Source organism: Streptomyces litchfieldiae, assembly GCF_031845365.1.
Classification (GTDB): domain Bacteria; phylum Actinomycetota; class Actinomycetes; order Streptomycetales; family Streptomycetaceae; genus Streptomyces; species Streptomyces litchfieldiae.
The window spans coordinates 311729-332773 of sequence record NZ_JAVREL010000003.1 but is presented as its reverse complement, the minus strand read 5'-3'; the positions used below and the strand labels follow the sequence as shown (position 1 = coordinate 332773).

Genomic DNA, 21045 nt, shown 5'->3' with positions numbered 1-21045 from the left:
CGGCGCGCGGCCTGGGTCAGGCGGTCAGCTCCTGGCGCAGCGCGTCGCGCAGGCGGGCCGCCCGCTCCGCCACCTCGGGCGGGCCGAGCTCCATCGCCCGCGTGCACCACGTCCCGCCGCCGGCCAGGTCCCCGCGCCGGGAGGCGAGCAGCGCGAGCCGCAGCGCCGCCCGGCCGTGCCCGGCCTCGGCGGCCCGGGTCCACCACAGCGCCGCCTCCGGCTCGCTGCCCTCGCGGGCCAGCAACAGCCCCAGGTTGAACGCCCCGTTGGGGCTGCCCGCCTCGGCCGCCGTCCGGTACCAGCGCGCGGCCTCCACCACGTCGCCGGCCGCCGCCGCCAGGGTGCCGAGCCGGACCTGCGCCCGCCGGTGCCCCTGCTCGGCGGCCTTGGTGTACCAGGGGTCCGCCTCCTCCGCCCGGCCGCGCCGCTCCAGCAGCACGGCGAGCCGGAACGCGCCCTCCACGCTGCCGCCCTCGGCCGCCTGGCGCAGCGGCTCCTCGGCCCGCTCCAGGTCGCCGCCGCGCAGCAGCTCCACGGCGATCTGGAGCGCCGCCTCGGCGTGCCCGGCCGCCGCGGCCTGCTCGTACCAGTGCCACGCCTGGGTGGTCTCGCCCCGGCTCGCGTGCAGGATCCCGAGGTTGAACGCCGCGTCGACGCTGCCCGCCTCGGCCGCCTTGGAGAACCACGGCTCGGCCCCGGCCGAGTCGCCGCGCTGAAGCAGCAGCACGGCCAGCGCGTTGGACGCCTCCCGGTGCCCGGCGTACGCCGCGCGCCGGTACCACTGCTCGGCCTGCGCCATGCGGCCCTGACCGGTGCACAGCAGCGCCAGGTTGAACGCGCCGTTGATGTCGCCCGCCTCCAGCGCCGCGCTGTACCAGCGCTGCGCCTCCTGGCGCTCGCCGCGCTCCGCGTGCAGGGCTCCCAGGGCGTTGGCCGCCGGGCCGTCGCCGTCCCGGGCCGCCCGCCGCCACCAGCGCTCCGCACCGGCGCCGTCGCCGGCGTCCCGCAGCAGGAAGCCCAGCGCGCTCGCCGCGCGGGCCTCGCCCGCCTCGGCGGCCTCCAGGTACCAGCGGCCGGCGTCGGTCACCTCGCCGCGCTCCTCCAGGAGCGCGCCGAGCCGCAGCGCCGCGCGCCGGTGCCCCCGGGCCGCCGCCTGGCGGAACCAGGGCTCCGCCTCGTCGCCGTCGCGCTGGGCGAGCAGGCAGGCGTAGCGGTACGCGCCCTCGCGGTGGCCGCCCTCGGCCGCGGCCCGGAACCACTCCTCGGCGTCCGGCGCGCCCCGATGGTCCAGCAGATCGGCCAGGGCGTAGGCGCCCGAGGCGTGGCCGTACTCGGCGGCCTGCCGCAGCCAGTACTCCGCGGCGGCCTCGTCCCCGCGCTCGCGGTGATGCCGGCCCAGTGCGTGGGCGGCGGGGGCGGAGCCGGCGACGGCGGCGATGCGCCACCACTCCGCGGCCTCCTGGCCACGGCCCGACTGATGCAGGAGCACGCCGAGATTGTTCGCGGCGGACCGCTCACCGTCCGCGGCGGCGACACGCAACGGTGCCTCGGCGCGGTCCAGGTCACCCAGGCGCAACAGCCGCGCGCCCTCCTGCGCGGCCGCACGGCTGCTCCCGAACCTCGCCTTGTCCCCCATAAGGTCCATAGTCGCACCACCTGAAACCTGCGTACACCTGGTATACCGCAGCCAGTGAAGTCACTTCAGCGGTTTGTCGACTTCCCGATATGGATACACCCAAACACCTTTCGGGGCAGGGAGTTGTCCAGAATCCGACACGCAGTATGCCGTTCTCCCGATCGCCGCAGGTCAGCGCGCGGCGGCGGCAATCGCCGAACAAACGCGCAGGGTTGACGATTCGTGAGGCCCGTGACGGCCTCTCGGGAGAACGGCGGAGGGCCCGCGGTCACAGGACTCGCGGACCCTCCGTCAGGCCCTACTCGGTGCCTCCTTCGGCGCCTCCGTCGCCTCCGGTGTCACCGCCCCCCTCCTGGTCAGGAGGGGTTTCCTCGTTCTCGTTGCGGCCGTTCTCCGCGTCCTCGAGGCGGCCGAACGCCTCCTCGAGACGCTCCTGGGCCTCCGCGTAGGCGCCCCAGTCGCCCGCCTCGAACGCCTCCTGAGCCGCGTCCCAGGCTTCCTGAGCCTCGTCCAGCGCCTCTTGGAGAGTCGGATCCTCCGTCGTCGGTGGCGGCTCCTCGCCATCGCCCGGTGGTGGCTCGTCCCCGTCGGGCTCCTCACCCGACTCGGTGACTCCGAAGACCGCGTCCAGGGCCTCGCCGAGGGTGTCCTCGAAGACGATCTCCTCGCCATAGGCGACGAGCACCCGTTGCAGCAGGGGGTACTCCTGGCCCGCGCCGAGGACGTACACCGGCTCGACGTACAACAGGCCGCCCTCCAGGGGCACCGTCAGCAGGTTCCCGTACTCGACCTCGGAGTCGCCGCGTCTCAGCAGGTTGATGCTCTCGGCGATGTCGGGATCGGAGTTGAACCGGCTCTGCACCTGCTGTGGACCCCAGACCGTCGTGGTCGACGGCAGGGTCAGCAGTCTCATCGTGCCGTAGTTCTCACTTCTGGCGTCCGCCTCGACCGCCATATAGGCGGCGAGCGTATCTCGGTTGAGCGGGGTGAACGTCGTGGTCAGCGAGAAGACCTGCTCGTCCTGGTCGGGCATCTTCATGCTGAGGTAGTACGGCGGCACGGACTGGCCCTGGTGGGTCGGGTCGTCCGGCACCTCCCAGCGCTCCGAACCGCTGTAGAACTGCGCGGGGTTGTTTACGTGGTACCGCTGGAGCAGGTCCCGCTGGACCTTGAACAGGTCCTGCGGGTAGCGCAGGTGGTCCATCAGCTCGTCGCTGATCTGGTCCCGGTCCTGCACCACGTCCGGGAACGCCGCCCGCCAGGTCTGGAGGACCGGGTCCGCCTCGTCCCAGGCGTAGAGCTGGATCTCGCCGGAGTAGGCGTCGACGGTGGCCTTCACCGAGTTCCGGATGTAGTTGACCCGGTTCTCCTGGGCGATCACCTCGCCCTGGTTCTCCGTGAGGGACGTCTCGGTGACGTCGCCCAGGGTCGTCCGCGCCGAATACGGATAGCCGCTGCTGGTCGTATAGGCGTCGACGATCCACTGGATCCTGCCGTCCACCACGGCCGGATACGGGTCGCCGTCGATCGTCAGCCAGGGGGCCACCGCCTCGACACGCTCCTTGGGCGTGCGGTTGTAGAGGATTCGCGAACCCTCGCCGATCGCCCCGGAGTAGAGGATCTGCGGCTCGCCCATCGTCAGCGCGTAGGCGGCCCGGTTGAACCAGTTGTCCAGGGCGACGCCGGCGTCGCCCTCGTAGCTGTACTCGACCTCGCCGTCCTCGCCGGCGTAGTCGATCTCCTGCTGGGGCCCGCCCACGATGGAGTACTGGGTGGTGTACTCGCCGAAGTAGATCCGCGGCTCGTACTTGCCCAGGTTCGTCAGCTCACCCCGCGGCGGCAGGTCCTGCTCGGTGAACTCCGGCTGCCCGTTCTCCTGCACGGTGGTGCCGCTGGCGGCCACCATGCCGAAGCCGTGGGTGTAGCGGAAGTGCTCGTTGATCCAGTTTCGCTCGGGGATCTCGTTGACGTTCATCTCGCGCAGACCGACGACGGTGTCCTGGTCGCCGTTCTCCGTCGGGTAGCGGTCGACGTCCAGCGTGGCCGGGAACTGGTAGTAGCCGCGGACCTGCTGGATCTGCTGGAACGCCGGGGAGACCACGCTCGGGTCGAGCAGGCGGATGCTCGCCGTCGTGTTCACCGCGTTGCGCAGGGTCTCCGGATCCGCCTCACTCGTACCGGAATAGTCCTCAATTTGCGCGTCCGCGATGTCGTACGCCGCCTTCGTGGCGTCCATGTGCTTGTCGATGTACTCGGTCTCCTTGGCCTGCTCGTTCGGCCTGACCTGGAACTGCTGCACCAGGGCGGGGTACACCCCGCCGATCAGGACCGCCGAGAGCACCATCAGGCCGAGGCCGATCACCGGGAGCTGCCAGCCGCGCCGCCACACGGCGGCGAAGAACAGCACCGCGCAGATCGCGGCGATGATCGTCAGGATGGTCTTGGCCGGCAGATAGGCGTTGGCGTCGACGTACCGCAGACCGGTCCAGCCCTCCGCGTTTCTGAAATCGCCGCTCTTGAGCGCGAGTCCATAGCGGTCCAGCCAGTACGCGACCGACTTCAGTGCCACGAAGAGACCGAGCAGCACCGACAAATGACCGGTCGCCGCCTGTGTGATGCGGCTGCCGGGCGTGGTCAGCCGTACGCCGCCGTACAGATAGTGCGTCAGCGCGGCGGCCAGCGTGGAGAGGACGACGACCGCGAACCCGAACCCGAGCAGGAACCGGTAGAACGGGTAATCGAACGCGAAGAACCCGACGTCCTTGTTGAACTGCGGATCCGTCTCGCCGAACGACGTGCCGTTCACCCATTGCAGCCAGGTGCGCCACTGGCCGGAGGCCGAACCACCCGCGATCAGGCCGATGACCAGCGCGACGGCGAGCAGCACCCACCGCTTGTAGGGCGCGATGGCCATCCGGTACCGGTCGAGGTTCTGCTGCTCCATCGACATCGCGCTCAACGGCGGGCGCAAGCGGTGCGCCAGCCAGACGTTGAACCCGACGGCCAGCGCCATCACCACACCGAAGACGGCGAACATGGTGACCCGCGTGATCAGCTCGGTGCGGTACACACTGGTGTAGCCGACGGAGCGGTACCACAGCCAGTCGGTCCAGAACCCGGCGAACATGGCGAAGAGGATGGCCAGTCCGGCCAGGATCGCCGCCGTGATCAGCAGTGACTTGGCACCTCTGGACGGGCGCCCGACGTTGAACCGCGGTCCGCCGGGACCTCTGGGGCCTCTTGGCCCGTTCGGACCATTGGGGCCACGTCCCGAGCCCCGGTCCGGCATCTGGAAAGCCAACGCGCGCACCTCAACGATTCGCAGGGTTTTCAGCCAGGCCGACCATGGAACCGGCCCACTCGACTAACTTACTCAAGCTTTACTCGGTTCCCGTTTTCGGGGGGTGAGACGGCACGATAGGCCCATGGACAACACTCCTCCCGACGAACCCGGTAACGGCCCCGCCTCGCCGGTCGCCGCCACACCTCTCGCCAGGGCGGTCCTGGAGATCGACGAATACGCCGCCGGGCTCGGCTGGGACCGGCCGGCCCAGTTGTTCGCGCTGGTGGACACGGCCCGGCTGCGGGCCGAGGAGCCGGGCCTGGCCGAGCAGCTCGACCTGACGGGCACCAGCGGCCTGACCCCCGTGGAACAGGACGAGTTGCCACCGGGGGCACCGCTCGACGAGTTCCTCGCGACGATCGCGTGGCCGGACGCGGTGGCCGGCTGTGCCCTCACCGTGGAGCGGCTCATGCTGCCGCCCTCCGCCGAGGCGGCCCTCCCGGACGGCCTGCCGGGGCCCGAGCTCGCGCGCTGGGTGGCGGAGCATCCGGAGCGTCAGGAAGTGCGCATGACGGTCGCCGTGCTGCGGGACGGCCGGCGCGAATCGGCGATCCGGCTGCGGGAGAAGGACGCCGCCACCGAGGTGCTCACCGGACCCGACCTGGTGCCCGGACTGGCCGAGGCGCTGGCGGCGACCTTCGAGGAGTGAGCGGAACGGGCCCTACTCCGCCTCGCAGCGCGGCAGATCCCCGGTGTCCCCCTCGCGGATGTCGGTGAGCGCGGCCAGGGCGTCGTCCAGCGAGCCGACCCGGACCAGGGTCAGCCCGTCGGGCACGTCCTGGGCCGCGACCGAGCAGTTGTCCTCCGGGGTCAGGAAGAACTCGGCGCCCGCTTCCCGCGCGGCGATCGTCTTCATCGTCACCCCGCCGATCGGCCCGACCGTGCCCTCCTCGTCGATCGTGCCCGTCCCGGCCACGAACGCGCCGCCAGTCAGGTCCTCCTCGGTGAGCCGGTCGACCAGCCCGAGGGCGAACATCAGCCCGGCGCTCGGGCCGCCGACGTCGGCGAGCTCGATGTCTATCTCGAACGGGAACGAGTGGGCGAGGCCGGCCTGGATCCCGACGATGGCCCGCTGGTCCTCCGGCGCCTCGGCCGTGGTGATGGTGACGTCCTCGGTGTCGGTGGGCAGCGGCTCGCCCGCGTCCAGCGCGGCCTGTGCCTCCTCGGCCGGCACGATCGTGAAGACGACGTCCTCGCCCGCCTCGTGCTCCGTCACCAGCTCGGCGACCTGCCCGGGCTCGGTGACCTCGGTGCCGTCCACGGCGACGATGGCGTCCCCGGCGTGCAGCTTGTCCTGCGCCGGGGCGTCCTCCACGACGGCCGCGACGATGGTCTGGGACCCGACCTCGAAGCCCAGCTCCTCCAGGGCGGCGACCTTGGCGCTCTCCTGCGACGCGGAGAACTCCTCGGCGTTCTGCTCCTCGACCTGGTCCGCGGACACGTCCTCCGGATACAGCGTCTCGTAGGGAACGACCGCGGCGTCGTCGGAGAGCCAGCCGTGCACGGCCTCCAGCAGGTTCATCCGGTAGTCGACGCCGGTGACGCGCACCGTCGTCATGTTGAGATGGCCCTCGGAGTCGTACGTCCGCTCCCCGTCAATGCTGAGCACGGGCTCACCGTCGTGCTCGCCCAGCGTGTTCACCGTGGGGCCCGGCGACATCTCCGCGTAGGGCACGTGGATGAGCACTCCGGCACAGAGCATCCCTATGAGCAGCAGGGTCGACGTCAGCAGCGTCGCGGTGCGGCGTGGCATGTCTTGACAGTACGTGACGGGACTGTCAGCCGTCCGCCGGGGCCCGCTCCATGGCCGCACGGAACGCCTCGTAACCACGCACACCGGCGGCGTCGCAGACCCCGCCCACGCCGGTACTCCGGCGCGTGGCCCACGCGCTCCACAGGCCGGCCACCACTGCCCCGGCGACGGGAATCAACAGCCATACGAGGACCGACATGACCTACCTCCCACCTCGGCGACGTATCACCAACGCTCTGACGTGGGAACGGGTTACGCAACCGGAGTAGTGCCCGGCCCGGGATAACGAATCGGCCGCGTCCCAACGGGCCCGAAACGGCCTACGCGCAGGCGCCGGCCACCACCCCTCACCGACTGCGCTACGCGCAGGCACCGACCCGCCCACCCGTCGCCCGGCCACCACCCCTCACCGACTGCGCTACGCGCAGGCACCGACCCATTCCTGGGTCCCGTCCGCGAACGTCTGGTGTTTCCAGATGGGGACCTCGCGCTTCAGGTCGTCGATCAGCCGCCGTGAGGCGTCGAACGCGGCGCCCCGGTGGGCGCAGGCCACCGCCACCACCACGGCCAGGTCGCCGACGACGAGGTCGCCGACGCGGTGCACGGCGGCCAGGGCGAGCACCGGGAAGTCGGCGGCGACCCGTTCGGCGACGCGGCGCAGCTCGCTCTCCGCGGTCGGGTGCGCCGAATAGGCCAATGAGGTGACGGCCGCGCCCGCGGCGTGGCCGTCGTGGTCGCGGACGGTGCCGACGAACAGGGCGGTGCCGCCCGCCGCGTCGTCGCCGACGGCGGCGAGCACCTCGGCCACCGACAGCGGGGTGTCGCGGATGGCCAACAGCCGGATCGGATCGTGTTCCGTCATGCGCCCATCCTCACATCAGCGGCGCCGCGCCCGGCGCGCGCGGCGGACCAGCGCCGCGGTGCCCACGAGCGCGACCGTCGCGCCCGCGGCGCCGAGCGTCGTCGCGGCGTCCTTGCGGCCGAGCCGGCGGCCGGCCACCGTGTGCCGCCCGGCCACCTCCGCCAGCAGCTCGGCGAGCACCTCCTCGTTGCTCCACCGCGGCCGCCAGCCCGCCTCGTACAGCTTGCTGCCGCTGACCACCCAGGGGTGCATCGTGTAGGCGAGGTCCCCGGCCGGGGACGGGGTGAGGCCCAGCCGGTGCAGCCGGGCCGCGGCACCCAGGGCCACGGTGGGCGGCAGTTCCATGCGCCGGATCCCGGACAGCTCCTCGATCTCCTCCTGTTCGAGCCAGCCGTCGCAGCCCACCGCGAGCTCGCCCTCGACCTGCTCGCGCGCGGCGAACTCCAGGGCGCTGACCAGGTCTTCGACGTGGCAGAACTGCCAGCGCGGCCGGGAGCCGGCCACCACCAGCAGCCGCGGGGACTCGAAGTAGCGGGTGAGAGCCGTGTCCGTGCCGCCGACCAGGATGGCCGGGCGCAGCACCGTGACGTTCAGGCCCGGGTGGGCGCGCGGCGCGCGGCGGGCCAGCCGCTCGATCTCCAGCAGGTCGCCGACGCAGGTGGCGTCGGCCGTGGCGCGCAGCTCGGCGTCCTCGGCGAGCGGCAGGTCGTTGTCCGGCAGGGCGCCGTAGACCATGGCCGACGTGCACAGCACGACCCGGCGCACGCCGGCGGCCGCCGCGGCGGTCAGCACGGTCTGCGCGCCGCGCACGTTGTACGCGGTGCGGGCGGCCGGGTCGGCCTCCAGGTCCAGGTCGAGGGCCAGGTGGACGACCACGTCCACGGGCCCGGCGGACTCCCGTTCGCGCCCCTCGTGCGCGGCGGCGTCACGGGCCGCGCCGGAGGTTCGCAACAAGTCGGCGATGGCCGGGTCCCGGACATCGAGCGTGTGCCACTCCGCGCCCTTGACGTCGCCGAGCCTCTCGTCGAGGGCGAGCACCCGCTTGACGTCTTCTGCGGCCAGCAGCCGCTCGGTCAGCAGTGCGCCGACCCCTGTCGCCGCGCCCGTGACCGCGATGGTCAGCGGGGCGGCCGGGCCGTTTCGCGCTGCGCGAACGGCTGGCTCCGGGGAACTCACAGGACCTCTCCAGCGGTTGTTTCGGTACGACGTGCGCAGGCCCATCCTGCCTGAGAGGTGTCTAGGCTGGGGGCACAGACCAGCGAATCACAGGCACGTTGGTTCCGTCCGACGACACAGACCCGAGGATTCCCGTGAGTGACTTTCCATTCGGATTCGGCCTCCCGGAGGAGCCGGAGGACGGCGAATCCGGCAAGAAGAGGGGCGGCGGGCAGGGACCGGCCGACAACCCGCTGGCCGCGATGTTCGGCTTCGGCGCGGGCGGCCCCGGCGGCGGGATGAACCCGCAGGACCTGGGCGCCGCGTTCCAGCAGCTCGGACAGATGCTGTCCTACGAGGGCGGCCCGGTGAACTGGGAGCTGGCGCGGAACGTGGCCCGGCAGTCCGTGGCGCACGGCGCGCCGGACGGCTCGCGGGACACCAGCGTGGGCCCGCACGACCGGGAGCGCGTGGAGGAGGCGGTCCGGCTCGCCGACCTGTGGCTGGACGGGGTCACCTCGCTGCCGTCCGGCTCGGGCACGGCGGTGGCCTGGAGCCGCGCGGAGTGGGTCGAGGCCACGCTGCCGGTGTGGCGCGAGCTGGTCGACCCGGTGGCCGAGCGCGTCGGCGCCGCCATGGGGAACGTGCTGCCCCAGGAGATGCAGGCCATGGCCGGCCCGCTGCTGGGGATGATGCGTTCGATGGGCGGGGCCATGTTCGGCACGCAGATCGGGCAGGCCGTCGGCGTGCTGGCCGGCGAGGTCGTGGGCTCCACCGACATCGGGCTGCCGCTCGGCCCGGCCGGCAAGGCCGCGCTGCTCCCGCAGAACGTGACCGCGTTCGGCGAGGGGCTGGGCGTCGCGCAGGACGAGGTCCGGCTGTATCTGGCGCTGCGCGAGGCGGCCCACCAGCGGCTCTTCGCGCATGTGCCGTGGCTGCGCTCGCACCTGTTCGGCGCGGTCGACGGCTATGCGCGGGGCATCCAGGTGGACACCGCGAAGCTGGAGGACCTGGTCGGACAGCTCGACCCGACGCGGCCCGAGGAGTTGCAGGAGAAGCTTCAACAGGGGCTGTTCCAGCCAGAGGACACGCCGCAGCAGAAGGCGGCGCTGGCCCGGCTGGAGACGGCGCTGGCGCTGGTGGAGGGCTGGGTGGACGCGGTGGTGCACGCCGCGGCCGAGCCGCATCTGCCATCGGCGGGCGCGCTGCGGGAGACGCTGCGGCGGCGGCGCGCCTCGGGCGGTCCGGCGGAGCAGACGTTCGCCACGCTGATCGGGCTCGAACTGCGGCCGCGGCGGCTGCGGGACGCGGCGCGGCTGTGGGCGTCGCTGACGGACGCCCGGGGCACGCAGGCGCGCGACGCGCTGTGGGCGCACCCGGACATGCTGCCGACGGCGGAGGACTTGGACGACCCGGACGGCTTCGTGCACCGCGAGCAGCCCGACTTCTCCGAGCTGGACCGGATACTGGGCGACGCCGCGGACGGAGACGGCCCCCGGCTCGACAAGGACGGCGGGGACGGCGGGAGCGACGCGGACCGCGAGGACGACGGGGGCAAGGGCGACGGGGCGTGACCCTGCATGAGGACGCCTCCCGGGTACTGCGTGCCTGGGCCGCGCCGGACGCCGAGCAGGACAAGCTGCGGGAGGCGTACGCCGCGCACCTGGCGGCCCACCCGGACGGCATGTGGAAGGCGTGCGCGGCCGGGCACCTCACGGCGAGCGCGCTGGTGGTGGACCCGGCCCGGGAGCGGGTGCTGCTGACCCTGCACGGCAAGCTGCGGATGTGGCTCCAGACCGGCGGCCACTGCGAGCCGGGCGACGCCACGCTGGCGGGCGCCGCGCTGCGCGAGGCCACCGAGGAGTCCGGGATCGAGGACCTGCGGCTGCTGCCGTGGCCCGCCGGGCTGGACCGGCACCGCACGCCGTGCGCGGTGCACCTGGACGTGCAGTACGCGGCGGTCGCACCGGCCGGGGCCCGGCCGGTGCGGAGCGAGGAGTCGCTCGACCTGCGCTGGTTCTCCTACGAGGAGGTGGCGGACGTGGCGGACGAGTCGGTGGTCCGCCTGCTGGCGCGCACCCGCGCGCTGCTGTGAGCCGCCACCGCCCGCCGCGCCCCCGGTCCGGGGGCTACCGCGGTCCCCAGGCGCCGCCCTGGTTCAGCCCCGGTCCCGCCCCCTGGCGGAACTGGAGCGGCTCCCCGTAGGACGTCTGCTGCGGCGGCAGCAGCTCGCTGGGCTGGACGACGACGTGCCCGTCACCCATGAAGTTCAGCTCCCAGCCCTCGCCGGTGCTGCCGCGCCGGCGCAGGATCCGCCTGCTGCTGGTCTGCGCCTGCATCTGCACCCGCAGCGACGTGGACCAGGCCACCACCGCGTCGGCGTCCGCGCTGCAGTACCGGTCGGGGCTGACGCGCATCACGAGGGGCCGCCCGGAGGTGGTGATCGCGACCTTGCCCTGCCCGGTGATGACCAGGTTGTAGGCGCCGACGCCGGGGATGCCGTACTGGCTCTCCACGGAGATGACGTCCCAGTGCAGATGCGCGTCGAGGGCCAGCACATAGGAGCTGTCCACGGTCAGGCCCTCGTGGTCGACGTCGAGAACGTGGACGTGCTGGGCCAGGTTCGCGAAGTAGACCGAGCCCTGGCCGTAGCAGCGCATCAGCGGCAGCACCTCACCGGCCCACTGCTGGCGGCTGTGCTGGCCCGGCGACTGGTACTCCCCGTCGAACTCGACCATCCCGTCGAAGGCGACCATGCTGCCTGCCCTGGCCACCACGTCCTCGCCGTTGCCGAGGGCGACGCGCAGCATATGGGCGCCCTGGAGGGCGAACCGCTCCTGGGACTGGGTCACGGTGTGATTGAAGATCGGACTCTGCATGGCTCACTCCCCCGTTCAGTTCTGCTGCGCGCCGCGCCGGTCGGTGCTGTCCTCGTTGGGCTGCACGATGACGAATCCCTGGCCGGAGAAGGCCAGTTGGAACGCCTCGCCGCTGCCGCGGCCGATCAGCGAGGACGCCTTGAAGCTGCGCTTGGGCTTCATCTCCAGGCCCGTGGACCAGGCCACGAGGGCGTCGGGGTCCACACAGGTCTCCCCGGCGGATCCGCAGTCCACCACGACCGGGATGCCCCGGCTGGTGACGGCGACCCAGCCGGTGCCGGAGATCCCGATGTTGAACAGCCCCTGACCGGCGAACTTCGCCATTCCCTTGACCCGCTGCACGCCCCATTCGAGGTGGGCGTCGAAGGCGAGGACGTTGGTGGCGTTCACCGAGATGTTGTCGTTCTGGAGGGGGAGGCAGACCACGTCGGCGCCGTAGTCGGCGAGGTAGAGCAGCCCGTCCCCCTGGCACTTCATCAACGGCACGCTCTCGCCGCTGAGCCGCCCGGCGATGGCCTGGCGCAGGGCGGCCGGGTTCGACTCGTACTGGATGTAGCCCTCGTAGGCGACCATCGATCCGGTCCTGGCGAACACGTCGCTGCCCGTCTGCATGACGATCCGGGCCATGGTCGGGCCGTGGTTCTCCATGCGGGCCGCGGGGGCGGCCGGGGCGAAGCCCGCAATCATCCGCTGATCCATCACGGGCTCCCGTCAGATCTCGTAGGGCTGGACAATGGCGAAGTTCCCCGGGGCGCCGCGGAACTGGAGCTGGGTGGTCTCCCCCGTGTGGCCGGGGAACGCCTGGCGGCGCAGCCGCACCTGGTTGGTCACGAGGACCTGGGCGGCGGCGGACCAGGCGATCAGCGCGTTGGCGTCGGCGAACGTCATGGGCGTGACCGGCAGGACCAGCGGCTCGCCATGGGTCTTGAGCACGAGGGTGCCGTGGCCCTGGAACTGGAGGGCGAACAGCGAGCCGCCGGGCAGGCCGTGGCCGTCGATGCGGCGCACCTCGTAGTCCAGCGACTCGTCGAAGGCGAGCACGTGCTGGGAGGCGACGCAGAGCGCGTCGCCCTGGAGCTCGACGGGGTGCAGCCGGGTGGCCTGCTCGGCGAGGTAGACCTGTCCGTTGCCGGTGCAGCGCATGAGGGAGGGCAAGCCCTGGCCGGTGGCCCAGCCCTCCGCGCGGCGCTTCAACCCGGCGCCCTTGAAGCCGAATTCGACGTTCCCCTGGTAGAGAACCATGCTGCCCTGGAGCGCCATCACCGGCTGGCCGTCGATGCCGAGGTCGGCCCGGACGAGCTGCGGGTTCTGCAGGGTCCAGCGCTGCCGCTCGGCCGCGCCGCGGAACTGGTCGAGCGTGGCGCTCAGGCCGCCCGCGGCGCCGGGCGTGGGCATGGGCTGGGTCGCGGCGGGCGGGAAGCCCTGCTGCGGCGGGACCTGCCCGAAGGGCGGTGCGGCGCCCGGGGGCACCGCGCCGGGCGGCATGGCGGTGGGGGGCGTCGCGCCGGGCGGCATCGCGTATCCGCCGCCGGGCGGGGGCACGGGCGCACCGGGTGGGGTGGCGAAGCCACCGGGGGGCGCGGGCTGCGGAACGGGCGCCGCCGGGGCGGGCGCGCCGGGGGGCGCGGCATAGCCGGTCGGCTGCGGCGCGGGGGCCTGGACGCCGAAGCCGCCGGGGGCGGGAGCCGGTGCCGGTGCCGGTGCGGGCGCCGGAGTCGGCGCGGGGGCCGGGGGCGCCGCGCCGCCGGGCGGCGGGGCGAAGCCCGGTGCGGGAGCGGGGGCGCCACCGGGCGGCGGCGCGAAGCCGGGGGCCGCCGCGGGTGCCGCGGCGGGCGGCTCCTCGTCCGCGACCTCGCCGCCGAAGTGCCGCAGCAGCGCGGCGAGTCCGCCGTCGAAGCCCTGCCCGACGGCGGCGAAGCGCCAGCCGTCCTTGCGGTAGAAGTCGCCGAGCATCACCGCCCGTTCGGTGGTGAACTCCGAGCCGTCGAACGAGTAGCGCGCGATCTCGTCACCGCCGGCGACGATCCGCAGATAGCCGGGGGAGATGCCGGACATCGTGCCGTCCCCGTCGATCGTCGCGGTGAACGCGAGCCGGCCGATCGCCGCGGGCACCCGGTCGAGGGTGATCCGGAAGGACTCGGTGTCCCCGGCCTGCGCGCCGAGCAGTTGCAGCGACTCCTCGGGCGACTTCGGCTGGTTGTAGAACACGAAGTAACGGTCGTCGGAAAGGCGTTCGGCGGCGTCAAGACCGAAGCAGCTGATGTCGAAGACCATCCCGGGCCCGGATATCTGCACGCCCACGTACAGATCGGTGCCCAGTGTCAGGTCGCTGAGCCTGGCCTTCTGGCCACGCTTGAAGTGGGTCACCATACCTAACGACCGTCCCCCATCCGATAAGACAAAAATTCGGCGGGGTCAGACTAACCTCTCGGTCCGACGCTCAGCGCGGTCGCGTCACTCGGCGCGCAGCCAGGGAACGTACGGCAGGCGCTCGGCGGCAACCACGCCCTCCAGGAAGCCGCGGGCCCGCTCGGTGCGCGGGTAGCACTCGAGCAGCTCCCAGAAATCGGGGCCGTGGCCGGGGACCAGCAAGTGGGCCAGCTCGTGCAGCAGCACGTAGTCGATGACGTACTCGGGCATCCCCTGGAGGCGGTGCGAGAGGCGGATGCTGCCCAGGGCCGGCGTGCAGGAGCCCCAGCGGGCGTTCTGATTGGTCACCCAGCGCACACTGTCAGGTCGCGCGCGGCCCTGGAGATAGCGCTCGGACAGCTCGGCCGCGCGGCGCTCGAGGGCGTCGTCGCCGAGAATCCGCCGCTCCTCCTGGGCGGCCAGCTTGTCCAGCATCACCGAGACCCAGCGCCGCTCCTCGTCCGCGGTCATCCGGGCGGGGATCAGGACGATGGTGCGGTCGCCCTCGCGATAGGCGGAGACGGTGCGCCGGCGGCGGGCGCTGCGGCGTACCTCGACGCGCTCGTGCCGCTTTCCGTCCAGCACCGCCCGGCCCGCCGGGATGCGCTGCGGCGGGCCGGCGCTGTTCAGCGGATCGGCGGGCACACCTCGACGTTACCCGGTGTGAGCCTGATATGTCCCGCCCGCCGACCGGCGAAGGTGCCGGTCGGGCGGTCAACACCCCACTGCGGCGCCCTATTTATAGGATTATCCCCGCTTCCTGTGGAAAACGTCACACGCGTCTGCTCTGTCCCGTCGCATGATGAGCGCATGCACCCGATGATCAAGCCCTCGCTCCGCCGAAGCTGGCGGGACAAGCACACCGTGCGGTACGGGGTGACGCCCGCGCACTCGGTGCTGTTCGGACCGCTGGACAGCGCCACGGAGAGTTTCCTGTCCCTGCTGGACGGCACCCGCCCGCTGCCCGCGCTGCGGGACGCGGCGGCGGCGCTCGGCCTCGGGCGGGGCGCCGCCGACCGCCTCGCCGCGCAGCTCGCCGCGGCGGGCGTGCTGGACGACGCCACGGCCGAGCGGGAGGCCGCGGCCCAGATCACCGAGCGGCTGCGCCCGGACCTGGCGTCGCTGTCGCTGCTGCGCCCCGATCCGGGCGACGGGCTGCGGCGGCTCACCGCCCGCCGCCGGGCCCGGGTGCAGGTGCGGGGCGCCGGCCGGGTCGGGGCGGCGGTCGCCACCGCCCTGGCGCAGGCCGGCGTCGGAGCGGTGGAGGTGGTGGACGGTGGCCGGGTGGAGCCGGAGGACCTGGCCCCCGGGGGACTGCGGCCCGAGCACGCCGGGCAGCGGCGGGCCGCCGCGATGGCCGGCCTGGTGCGGGCCTGCGCCCCCTGGCGCGGAAAGCCCCGGGAGGAGCCGCCGGAGGGACTGCGGCTGGTGATCTTCGCCCCGCGCGACGGGCTGACGGCCTACGCGCCGGACCCCGCTCCGGCCGAGGAGGTGCTCGCCGCCGGCATCCCGCATCTGTACGCGGGGGTGGTGGAGGCGACGGGATTCGTCGGGCCGCTGGTGCTGCCGGGCGCGACGGGCTGCGCCGGCTGCCTGCTGCGCACCCGGGCCCGGAGCGAGCCCTGCTGGCCCGTGCTGGTGGCCCAGTGGCGGAACGCGCGGCGGCCCGGTGTCCCCGCGTGCGACGGTCCCCTGGCCACCGCGGTCGCGGGTCTGACGGCCTGCGCGGCGCTCGGTTTCCTCGACGGCTCGGCGCCCCAGGGACCGGCGAGCCGCATGGAGTTGGCGCTGCCCGGGCTGTCCATGAGCAGCACGCCGGTCGAGCCGCACCCGGAATGTCCCTGTGGAGCCGCCCAGGCGACCCGGCCGCCGTAGCGCGGGTCCACAATGAACGGGTAGGAGAGCAGGAGCCGTGCATCTCACACACCTCACCGCACCAGGTGGACTCGGGGGGCGCACTGTAAGGGAGTTGGAGGGACGACATGTCTGATCTGCCCCGTAAGGCAGTGACCAGGACGGCGAAGCTCGCCACGCTGCCGCTGAGTTTCGCGGGCCGCGCCACCTGGAGTCTGGGCAAGAGAATCGGGGGGCGGTCGGCCGAGCTGGTGGGCAGCGAGCTGCAACAGCGCACCGCGGAGCAGTTGTTCTCGGTGCTCGGCGAGCTCAAGGGCGGCGCGATGAAGCTCGGCCAGGCGCTGTCCGTCTTCGAGTCGGCGCTGCCGGAGAGCGTCGCCGGGCCGTATCGCGCCGCGCTGACCAAGCTCCAGGACGCGGCGCCGCCGCTGCCCACCGCGTCGGTGCGCGCCGCGCTGGCCGAGCGGCTGGGGGACGACTGGCCGGAGCTGTTCCAGGAGTTCGACGAACGCCCCGCGGCCGCCGCCTCGATAGGGCAGGTGCACCGGGCGGTGTGGCACGACGGCCGGGAGGTCGCCGTGAAGATCCAGTACCCGGGGGCCGGTGAGGCGCTGCTGTCCGACCTGACACAGCTCGGCAGATTCGCCAGACTGCTGGGCCCGTTCATACCGGGCATGGACATCAAGCCGCTCATCGAGGAGCTGCGCGAGCGCGTGGCCGAGGAGTTGGACTACGCGCTGGAGGCCGAGGCCCAGCGGACCTACGCCCGGGAGTTCCGGGACGATCCGGGGGTGCTGGTGCCGGATGTGGTCTGCCAGCGGGATCAGGTGCTGATCACCGAGTGGCTCGGCGGGGTGCCGCTGTCGAAGGTGATCAGCGACGGCCGCCGGGAGGAGCGCGACCGGGCCGGCCAGCTCCTGGCCCGCTTCCTGTTCTCGGGCACCGCGCGGACCGGGCTGCTGCACGCCGACGCCCACCCGGGGAACTTCCGGCTGGTGCCCGTCGAGGGAGAGCCCGTGTCCGCCTGGCGGCTCGGGGTGATGGACTTCGGCGCGGTCAACCGGCTGCCCGACGGGCTGCCGCCTGTCATCGGGCAGGCGCTGCGGATGACCATCGACGGGGAGGCGGACGAGGTGTACGAGCTGCTCGCCGCCGAGGGCTTCGTCAAGCCCGACATCGAGCTGGAGCCGGAGGCCGTGCTCGACTATCTGCTGCCGATCATCGAGCCGGCCCGGGCGGCGGAGTTCGCCTTCAGCCGGGAGTGGCTGCGCGAGCAGGCCGGCCGCATAGCCGATCCCCGGTCCGCCGCCCACCAGTTGGGGCGCCAGCTCAATCTGCCGCCGTCCTACCTGCTGATACACCGGGTGACGCTCAGCACCATCGGGGTGCTGTGCCAGCTCGGCGCCCGGGTGCGGATGCACGACGAGCTGGTGGCCGGCCTGCCCGGCTTCGCGGCCACCCCGGAGGAGGACACCCGCCGCCCGGCCTGACCCCGGACAGGGGTGATGCCCCGGACATCGTCCGGGGCATCACCCCCCGGGCCCGGCCGCCGGCCGGGCCCCTCCTTCACTGCCGCTGGTCCGTCACCGCTACTGCATGACGGCCTGGGCCAGCGCCCGGCGGGCGCGGTTCGAGGCCCGCTCCGCCTTGCGCTGGAGCCGCTGCGACTTGCGCTCAAGCCGCCGCGCGTGGGCCAGTTGCCCGGCCATGCGTTGGGATTCGGCTTCCCGGGCCCGTTCCGCCATATGGGAGCGAGCGAGGGCTTCTGGGATGAGTTGCAACTTCCTGGTCCTGTTCTCTTCCTGGCTCGACCGCCGCGCGGCCGCCAGTTCGTTCGTGGTGAAGGTCATCTCGGAATTTCGTCGCGGGCCGTGCTGAGCCGGCCGACCGATGGTGCCGGGGACGCTCATGCCGGGACCGGGTTCTTCCGCGGACGGCCACGGGGGCGCTTGCGGGGAACGACGACGCCCTGGACGAACAGCTCGCCGCCCCAGACACCCCAGGGCTCACGGCGGTCCTTAGCGCCGGCCAGGCAGGCCTCGCGGAGCGGGCACGCACCGCAGAGGGACTTGGCGTACTCGACGTCCTCGGGGGTCTCCGCGAAGAAGACCTCGGGGTCGTAGGAACGGCAGGGCACGCCGTCGTCGAGCTGCTCGATCGCCTCGTCGAGCTCGTTCAGCGTGTACAGCGGGGTCACAGAAGTCTCCGGATCGGGTGGTGAGTTCAGGTCGGGTCGGGCGTACGGCGCGAGTGGCATGTCGTGTCCTCGTGTCGCTTCGGTTGTCGGTCTGCCCCGGCTGTGACCGGGGGCGGAAAACAGAAGGGCCGCGGATCCCGGTGTGGGTTCCGCGGCCCTGGAAGGTGCCGACCTGATCTCGCCGATCAGGCTGGATCACTCCAGGGATCGAGCCCGCGGAGGGCCCACATCGTGTGAAGCTGCGTCTTCTGCTGTCCAAAGATCTGGTTGCCGGCGCCGGCGACATCGGTGATGCGGTCATAGGCCCTCGTGCGAGCCACTGCCACTACCGCCGAAGCGGGCGCCATGATCGGTCGCTCATTGGCTGCCGCACGCGGTGCGACGGCAGCCGGACGTGCGGCCGCGGCACCGGAGACACCGGTGCCGGACAGGCGAACGCCACCGAGAGCGCAGATACCGGCGAACTCATGGCCGGCCAGTTTGGTGATGCTCTCCACGGGACTCGCCTCCTCTGCGGCGTCTCGGCGGGCGGGACTCTCCTGCCCAGAATGGTCACTTCAGTACAGCATGGCTTCGGGGGAAGTGGAACCTCCTCCGCGCCACGTGCAGCACGCTATGCGGATCTCTCCGGCGGGCGCAAACTATTTTTCCGGGGATTCCGAAGAAGTTTCCCGAGGGGCCGCCGGGACCGCCTCCCCGGCGCACAGAGCCAGCACGTCCGGGCCGAACTGCCGCAGCTTGTGGGCCCCCACCCCGGAGATCCGGGACAACTCGCCCTCGGTCCCCGGCACGTTCTCCGCGATGGCCATCAGCGTGACGTCGGTGAACACCGCGTACGCGGGCCTGCCCAGCTCCCGGGCCGTCTCCAGCCGCCACTCGCGCAGCCGCTCGTACAGCTCCTCGTCCATCGAGGACGGGCAGTCCTCGCAGCGCCGCAGCTTCACCTCGGCCGCCTCGGTGAGAGTGCGCCCGCACACTCGGCACTTCACCGGACCGCGCGGCTTGCGCCCGCGCGACCCAGTGCCCCGTTCGACGCCGCCGGCGCCTCCGGCCGACCGGCCGCCCCCCGCCGTCGAGCCGGGCCGCAGCCCGTCCAGGAACCGGCTGGGCCGCCGCCCCGCCCGGCCGCCCGGCGACCGGGCCAGCGCCCAGGAGAGCGACAGATGCGCCCGCGCCCGGGTCACGCCCACATACAGCAGGCGCCGCTCCTCCTCGATCTGCTCGGGCGTCTTGGCATGCGTGATCGGCAGCATCCCGTCGGTCAGCCCGACCAGGAACACCGCGTCCCACTCCAGCCCCTTGGCGGTGTGCAGCGACGCCAGCGTGACGCCCTCCACGGTCGGGGCGTGCTGCGCCGCGGCCCGCTCCAGCACCTCCGCGACGAACCCGTCCAGCGCCGCGTCCGGCCGGGCCGCCTGGAACTCCTCGGCCAGCCGCACCAGCGAGCGCAGCGACTCCCAGCGCTCCCGCACCGCGCCCGACCCGGCGGGCGGCTCCGGGGTCCACCCGGTGCCGCCGAGCACCGCGCCCACCTGCCCGGCCAGCCCGTCGGCGTCGGTCACCGCGCTGTCGTTGCCCCCCGCGCGGGCCGCGCCGCGCAGGGCGAGCACGGCCTGCCGGATCTCGGGCCGCTCGAAGAACCGCTCGGCGCCCTTGAGCTGATACGGCACACCCGCGTCGGCGAGGGCCTGCTCATAAATCTCCGACTGCGCGTTCACCCGGTAGAGCACGGCGATCTCGCTCGCCGCCAGCCCACCGCCGCCCTCCGCGACCGGCGTCAGCAGCTCCCGGATCCGCCGGGCGGTGGCCTCCGCCTCCGCCGGCTCGTCCGGGTGCTCGGTGAACACCGGCTCGGGCCCGGCCGGCCGCTGCGAGATCAGCTCCAGCCGGTGGTCCGCGGTCCGGCCGCGGGCCTGGGCGAGCAGCCCGTTCGCCAGATGGACCACCTGGGGCGTCGAGCGGTAGTCCCGGACGAGCTTGACCAGGGTGGCGTTGGGATGCCGGGTCCGGAAGTCCAGCAGGTGGTCGGGGGTGGCGCCGGTGAACGAGTAGATCGTCTGGCTGGCGTCCCCGACGACGCACAGGCTGTCCCGGTCCCCCAGCCACAGGGTCAGCAGCCGCTGCTGGAGCGGGCTGACGTCCTGGTACTCGTCCACGGTGAAGTGCTGGTACTGCCCGCGGACGACCTCGGCGATGTCGGGCCGGTCGGCCAGGATGCCGACCGTCAGCAGCAGCACGTCCTCGAAGTCGATCGTGGCGCGGTCCCGCTTGAGCTGCTCATAGGTGGCGTAGATCATGGCGGTCTCGGCCGGGTCGCGCGGCGCCTCCCGCCCCGCCTTGGCCACCGCGGCCGGATAGTCCTCCGGCGTGGTCTGCGTCACCTTCGCCCACTCGATCTCCGAGGTGACGTCCCGCAGCTCCAGCCGCTCCAGCCGGAACCGGCAGCGCGAGGCGGCCTCCGCCACCAGCGGGATCTTGCGCTCCAGCAGCCGCGGCGGCTCCCCGCCCACCGCCTTTGGCCAGAAGTACTGCAACTGCCGCAGCGCCGCCGCGTGGAACGTCCTGGTCTGCACCCCGCCCGCGCCGAGCTGCCGCAGCCGGCCGCGCATCTCCCCCGCCGCCCGCTGGGTGAAGGTGACCGCCAGCACCGTGGCCGGCTGGAAGACCCCCGACCGCACCCCGTACGCGATGCGGTGCGTGATCGCCCGCGTCTTGCCCGTCCCCGCGCCGGCCAGCACGCACACCGGACCGTGCAGCGTGGTGGCCACGGCGCGCTGCTCGGCGTCGAGCCCTTCCAGCACCGCGTCCGGTGAATCCGGCACGACGGGGAAGGAACCCTGCGGGAAAGGAGAGGCGGGGGTTGTCGCTGTCACCCCGCCCATGCTGCCAGGTCCGCTGTGCCGGGTGGGACGGGTTGTCCACAGCCGGACGGGATTACTCATACCGTGCCGAGCGTT

19 protein-coding genes are annotated in these 21045 nt (G+C 72.8%); 5 read left to right on the top strand and 14 right to left on the bottom strand.

All coding sequences use genetic code 11. The annotated features are described in order from the left end of the window. Positions 1–16 precede the first annotated feature (16 nt). Both RM590_RS08055 and RM590_RS08050 read right to left on the bottom strand, forming a co-directional pair. On the bottom strand, positions 17–1636 hold the full coding sequence (locus tag RM590_RS08055) for a tetratricopeptide repeat protein (RefSeq protein WP_311703840.1): 1620 nt from the start codon (positions 1634–1636) through the stop codon (positions 17–19). 298 nt (positions 1637–1934) lie between these two features. Next, positions 1935–4925, bottom strand: coding sequence for a UPF0182 family membrane protein (locus RM590_RS08050; protein ID WP_311703839.1), 2991 nt, complete (start codon positions 4923–4925; stop codon positions 1935–1937). A gap of 136 nt (positions 4926–5061) precedes the next feature. On the opposite strand from RM590_RS08050, the gene RM590_RS08045 reads away from it, so the two are divergent. After that, complete coding sequence (locus RM590_RS08045) at positions 5062–5628, top strand: PPA1309 family protein (protein ID WP_311703697.1); 567 nt, start codon at positions 5062–5064, stop codon at positions 5626–5628. A 12-nt stretch (positions 5629–5640) separates the two neighbouring features. Here the strand turns inward: RM590_RS08045 and RM590_RS08040 are convergent, their stop codons facing one another. The 4 genes from RM590_RS08040 to RM590_RS08025 all read right to left on the bottom strand — a co-directional run bounded on the left by RM590_RS08040 (position 5641) and on the right by RM590_RS08025 (position 8770). Beyond that, the gene (locus RM590_RS08040; RefSeq protein WP_311703696.1) at positions 5641–6732 is read right to left on the bottom strand and encodes a YlbL family protein; all 1092 of its coding nucleotides are present in this window, start codon (positions 6730–6732) and stop codon (positions 5641–5643) included. A gap of 25 nt (positions 6733–6757) precedes the next feature. Beyond that, positions 6758–6931: a hypothetical protein gene (locus RM590_RS08035; protein WP_311703695.1), complete on the bottom strand. Its 174-nt coding sequence runs from the start codon at positions 6929–6931 to the stop codon at positions 6758–6760. Positions 6932–7150: 219 nt separating this feature from the next. Further along, positions 7151–7594 (bottom strand): molybdenum cofactor biosynthesis protein MoaE, encoded by a 444-nt coding sequence (locus RM590_RS08030; protein ID WP_311703694.1) that lies wholly within the window; start codon positions 7592–7594, stop codon positions 7151–7153. A gap of 15 nt (positions 7595–7609) precedes the next feature. Continuing rightward, on the bottom strand, positions 7610–8770 hold the full coding sequence (locus tag RM590_RS08025; RefSeq protein WP_311703693.1) for an NAD-dependent epimerase/dehydratase family protein: 1161 nt from the start codon (positions 8768–8770) through the stop codon (positions 7610–7612). A gap of 134 nt (positions 8771–8904) precedes the next feature. Between RM590_RS08025 and RM590_RS08020 the strand changes: the two genes are divergently transcribed. Next, positions 8905–10323, top strand: a complete 1419-nt coding sequence (locus RM590_RS08020; protein ID WP_311703692.1) for a zinc-dependent metalloprotease — start codon at positions 8905–8907, stop codon at positions 10321–10323. After that, the gene (locus tag RM590_RS08015) at positions 10320–10844 is read left to right on the top strand and encodes an NUDIX hydrolase (protein ID WP_311703691.1); all 525 of its coding nucleotides are present in this window, start codon (positions 10320–10322) and stop codon (positions 10842–10844) included. Before RM590_RS08020 ends, RM590_RS08015 begins: the two co-directional genes overlap by 4 nt. A gap of 34 nt (positions 10845–10878) precedes the next feature. Here RM590_RS08015 and RM590_RS08010 read toward each other — a convergent pair whose 3' ends face one another. The 4 genes from RM590_RS08010 to RM590_RS07995 form a co-directional block, all read right to left on the bottom strand. Further along, the gene (locus RM590_RS08010; protein WP_311703690.1) at positions 10879–11628 is read right to left on the bottom strand and encodes an AIM24 family protein; all 750 of its coding nucleotides are present in this window, start codon (positions 11626–11628) and stop codon (positions 10879–10881) included. A 15-nt stretch (positions 11629–11643) separates the two neighbouring features. After that, entirely contained in the window at positions 11644–12327 is a 684-nt protein-coding gene (locus tag RM590_RS08005; RefSeq protein WP_311703689.1) for an AIM24 family protein, read from the bottom strand. Between the two features lie 12 nt (positions 12328–12339). Continuing rightward, the gene (locus RM590_RS08000) at positions 12340–13998 is read right to left on the bottom strand and encodes a TerD family protein (protein WP_311703688.1); all 1659 of its coding nucleotides are present in this window, start codon (positions 13996–13998) and stop codon (positions 12340–12342) included. 84 nt (positions 13999–14082) lie between these two features. Next, positions 14083–14682, bottom strand: coding sequence for a M48 metallopeptidase family protein (locus RM590_RS07995; protein ID WP_311703687.1), 600 nt, complete (start codon positions 14680–14682; stop codon positions 14083–14085). A gap of 165 nt (positions 14683–14847) precedes the next feature. On the opposite strand from RM590_RS07995, the gene RM590_RS07990 reads away from it, so the two are divergent. Together RM590_RS07990 and RM590_RS07985 are read left to right on the top strand one after the other, a co-directional pair. Then, on the top strand, positions 14848–15912 hold the full coding sequence (locus RM590_RS07990) for a ThiF family adenylyltransferase (RefSeq protein ID WP_311703686.1): 1065 nt from the start codon (positions 14848–14850) through the stop codon (positions 15910–15912). A gap of 107 nt (positions 15913–16019) precedes the next feature. Further along, a complete protein-coding gene (locus RM590_RS07985) occupies positions 16020–17381 on the top strand; it encodes an ABC1 kinase family protein (protein ID WP_311703685.1) in 1362 nt (453 codons plus the stop codon). Between the two features lie 99 nt (positions 17382–17480). On the opposite strand, the gene RM590_RS07980 is transcribed toward RM590_RS07985, so the two are convergent. The 4 genes from RM590_RS07980 to RM590_RS07965 form a co-directional block, all read right to left on the bottom strand. Beyond that, positions 17481–17801 carry a hypothetical protein gene (locus RM590_RS07980; RefSeq protein WP_311703684.1) on the bottom strand — a complete coding sequence of 107 codons (321 nt, stop codon included), beginning with the start codon at positions 17799–17801 and terminating at the stop codon, positions 17481–17483. Beyond that, the gene (locus tag RM590_RS07975) at positions 17798–18148 is read right to left on the bottom strand and encodes a WhiB family transcriptional regulator (RefSeq protein ID WP_311703683.1); all 351 of its coding nucleotides are present in this window, start codon (positions 18146–18148) and stop codon (positions 17798–17800) included. Before RM590_RS07975 ends, RM590_RS07980 begins: the two co-directional genes overlap by 4 nt. A gap of 125 nt (positions 18149–18273) precedes the next feature. Further along, positions 18274–18585 (bottom strand): hypothetical protein, encoded by a 312-nt coding sequence (locus RM590_RS07970; protein WP_311703682.1) that lies wholly within the window; start codon positions 18583–18585, stop codon positions 18274–18276. Between the two features lie 144 nt (positions 18586–18729). Beyond that, complete coding sequence (locus RM590_RS07965; protein ID WP_311703838.1) at positions 18730–20889, bottom strand: ATP-dependent DNA helicase UvrD2; 2160 nt, start codon at positions 20887–20889, stop codon at positions 18730–18732. Positions 20890–21045: the final 156 nt, after the last annotated feature.

What these genes read in the sequence shown, in the direction of transcription:
- RM590_RS08000 (WP_311703688.1), bottom strand. Translation starts at nt 13,998, where the DNA reads ATGGTGACCCACTTCAAGCGTGGCCAGAAGGCCAGGCTCAGCGACCTG.
- RM590_RS08035 (WP_311703695.1), bottom strand. Translation starts at nt 6,931, where the DNA reads ATGTCGGTCCTCGTATGGCTGTTGATTCCCGTCGCCGGGGCAGTGGTG.
- RM590_RS07975 (WP_311703683.1), bottom strand. Translation starts at nt 18,148, where the DNA reads ATGCCACTCGCGCCGTACGCCCGACCCGACCTGAACTCACCACCCGAT.
- RM590_RS08030 (WP_311703694.1), bottom strand. Translation starts at nt 7,594, where the DNA reads ATGACGGAACACGATCCGATCCGGCTGTTGGCCATCCGCGACACCCCG.
- RM590_RS08005 (WP_311703689.1), bottom strand. Translation starts at nt 12,327, where the DNA reads ATGGATCAGCGGATGATTGCGGGCTTCGCCCCGGCCGCCCCCGCGGCC.
- RM590_RS08040 (WP_311703696.1), bottom strand. Translation starts at nt 6,732, where the DNA reads ATGCCACGCCGCACCGCGACGCTGCTGACGTCGACCCTGCTGCTCATA.
- RM590_RS08045 (WP_311703697.1), top strand. Translation starts at nt 5,062, where the DNA reads ATGGACAACACTCCTCCCGACGAACCCGGTAACGGCCCCGCCTCGCCG.
- RM590_RS07985 (WP_311703685.1), top strand. Translation starts at nt 16,020, where the DNA reads ATGTCTGATCTGCCCCGTAAGGCAGTGACCAGGACGGCGAAGCTCGCC.
- RM590_RS08055 (WP_311703840.1), bottom strand. Translation starts at nt 1,636, where the DNA reads ATGGGGGACAAGGCGAGGTTCGGGAGCAGCCGTGCGGCCGCGCAGGAG.
- RM590_RS07990 (WP_311703686.1), top strand. Translation starts at nt 14,848, where the DNA reads ATGCACCCGATGATCAAGCCCTCGCTCCGCCGAAGCTGGCGGGACAAG.
- RM590_RS08050 (WP_311703839.1), bottom strand. Translation starts at nt 4,925, where the DNA reads ATGCCGGACCGGGGCTCGGGACGTGGCCCCAATGGTCCGAACGGGCCA.
- RM590_RS08010 (WP_311703690.1), bottom strand. Translation starts at nt 11,628, where the DNA reads ATGCAGAGTCCGATCTTCAATCACACCGTGACCCAGTCCCAGGAGCGG.
- RM590_RS07980 (WP_311703684.1), bottom strand. Translation starts at nt 17,801, where the DNA reads ATGAGCGTCCCCGGCACCATCGGTCGGCCGGCTCAGCACGGCCCGCGA.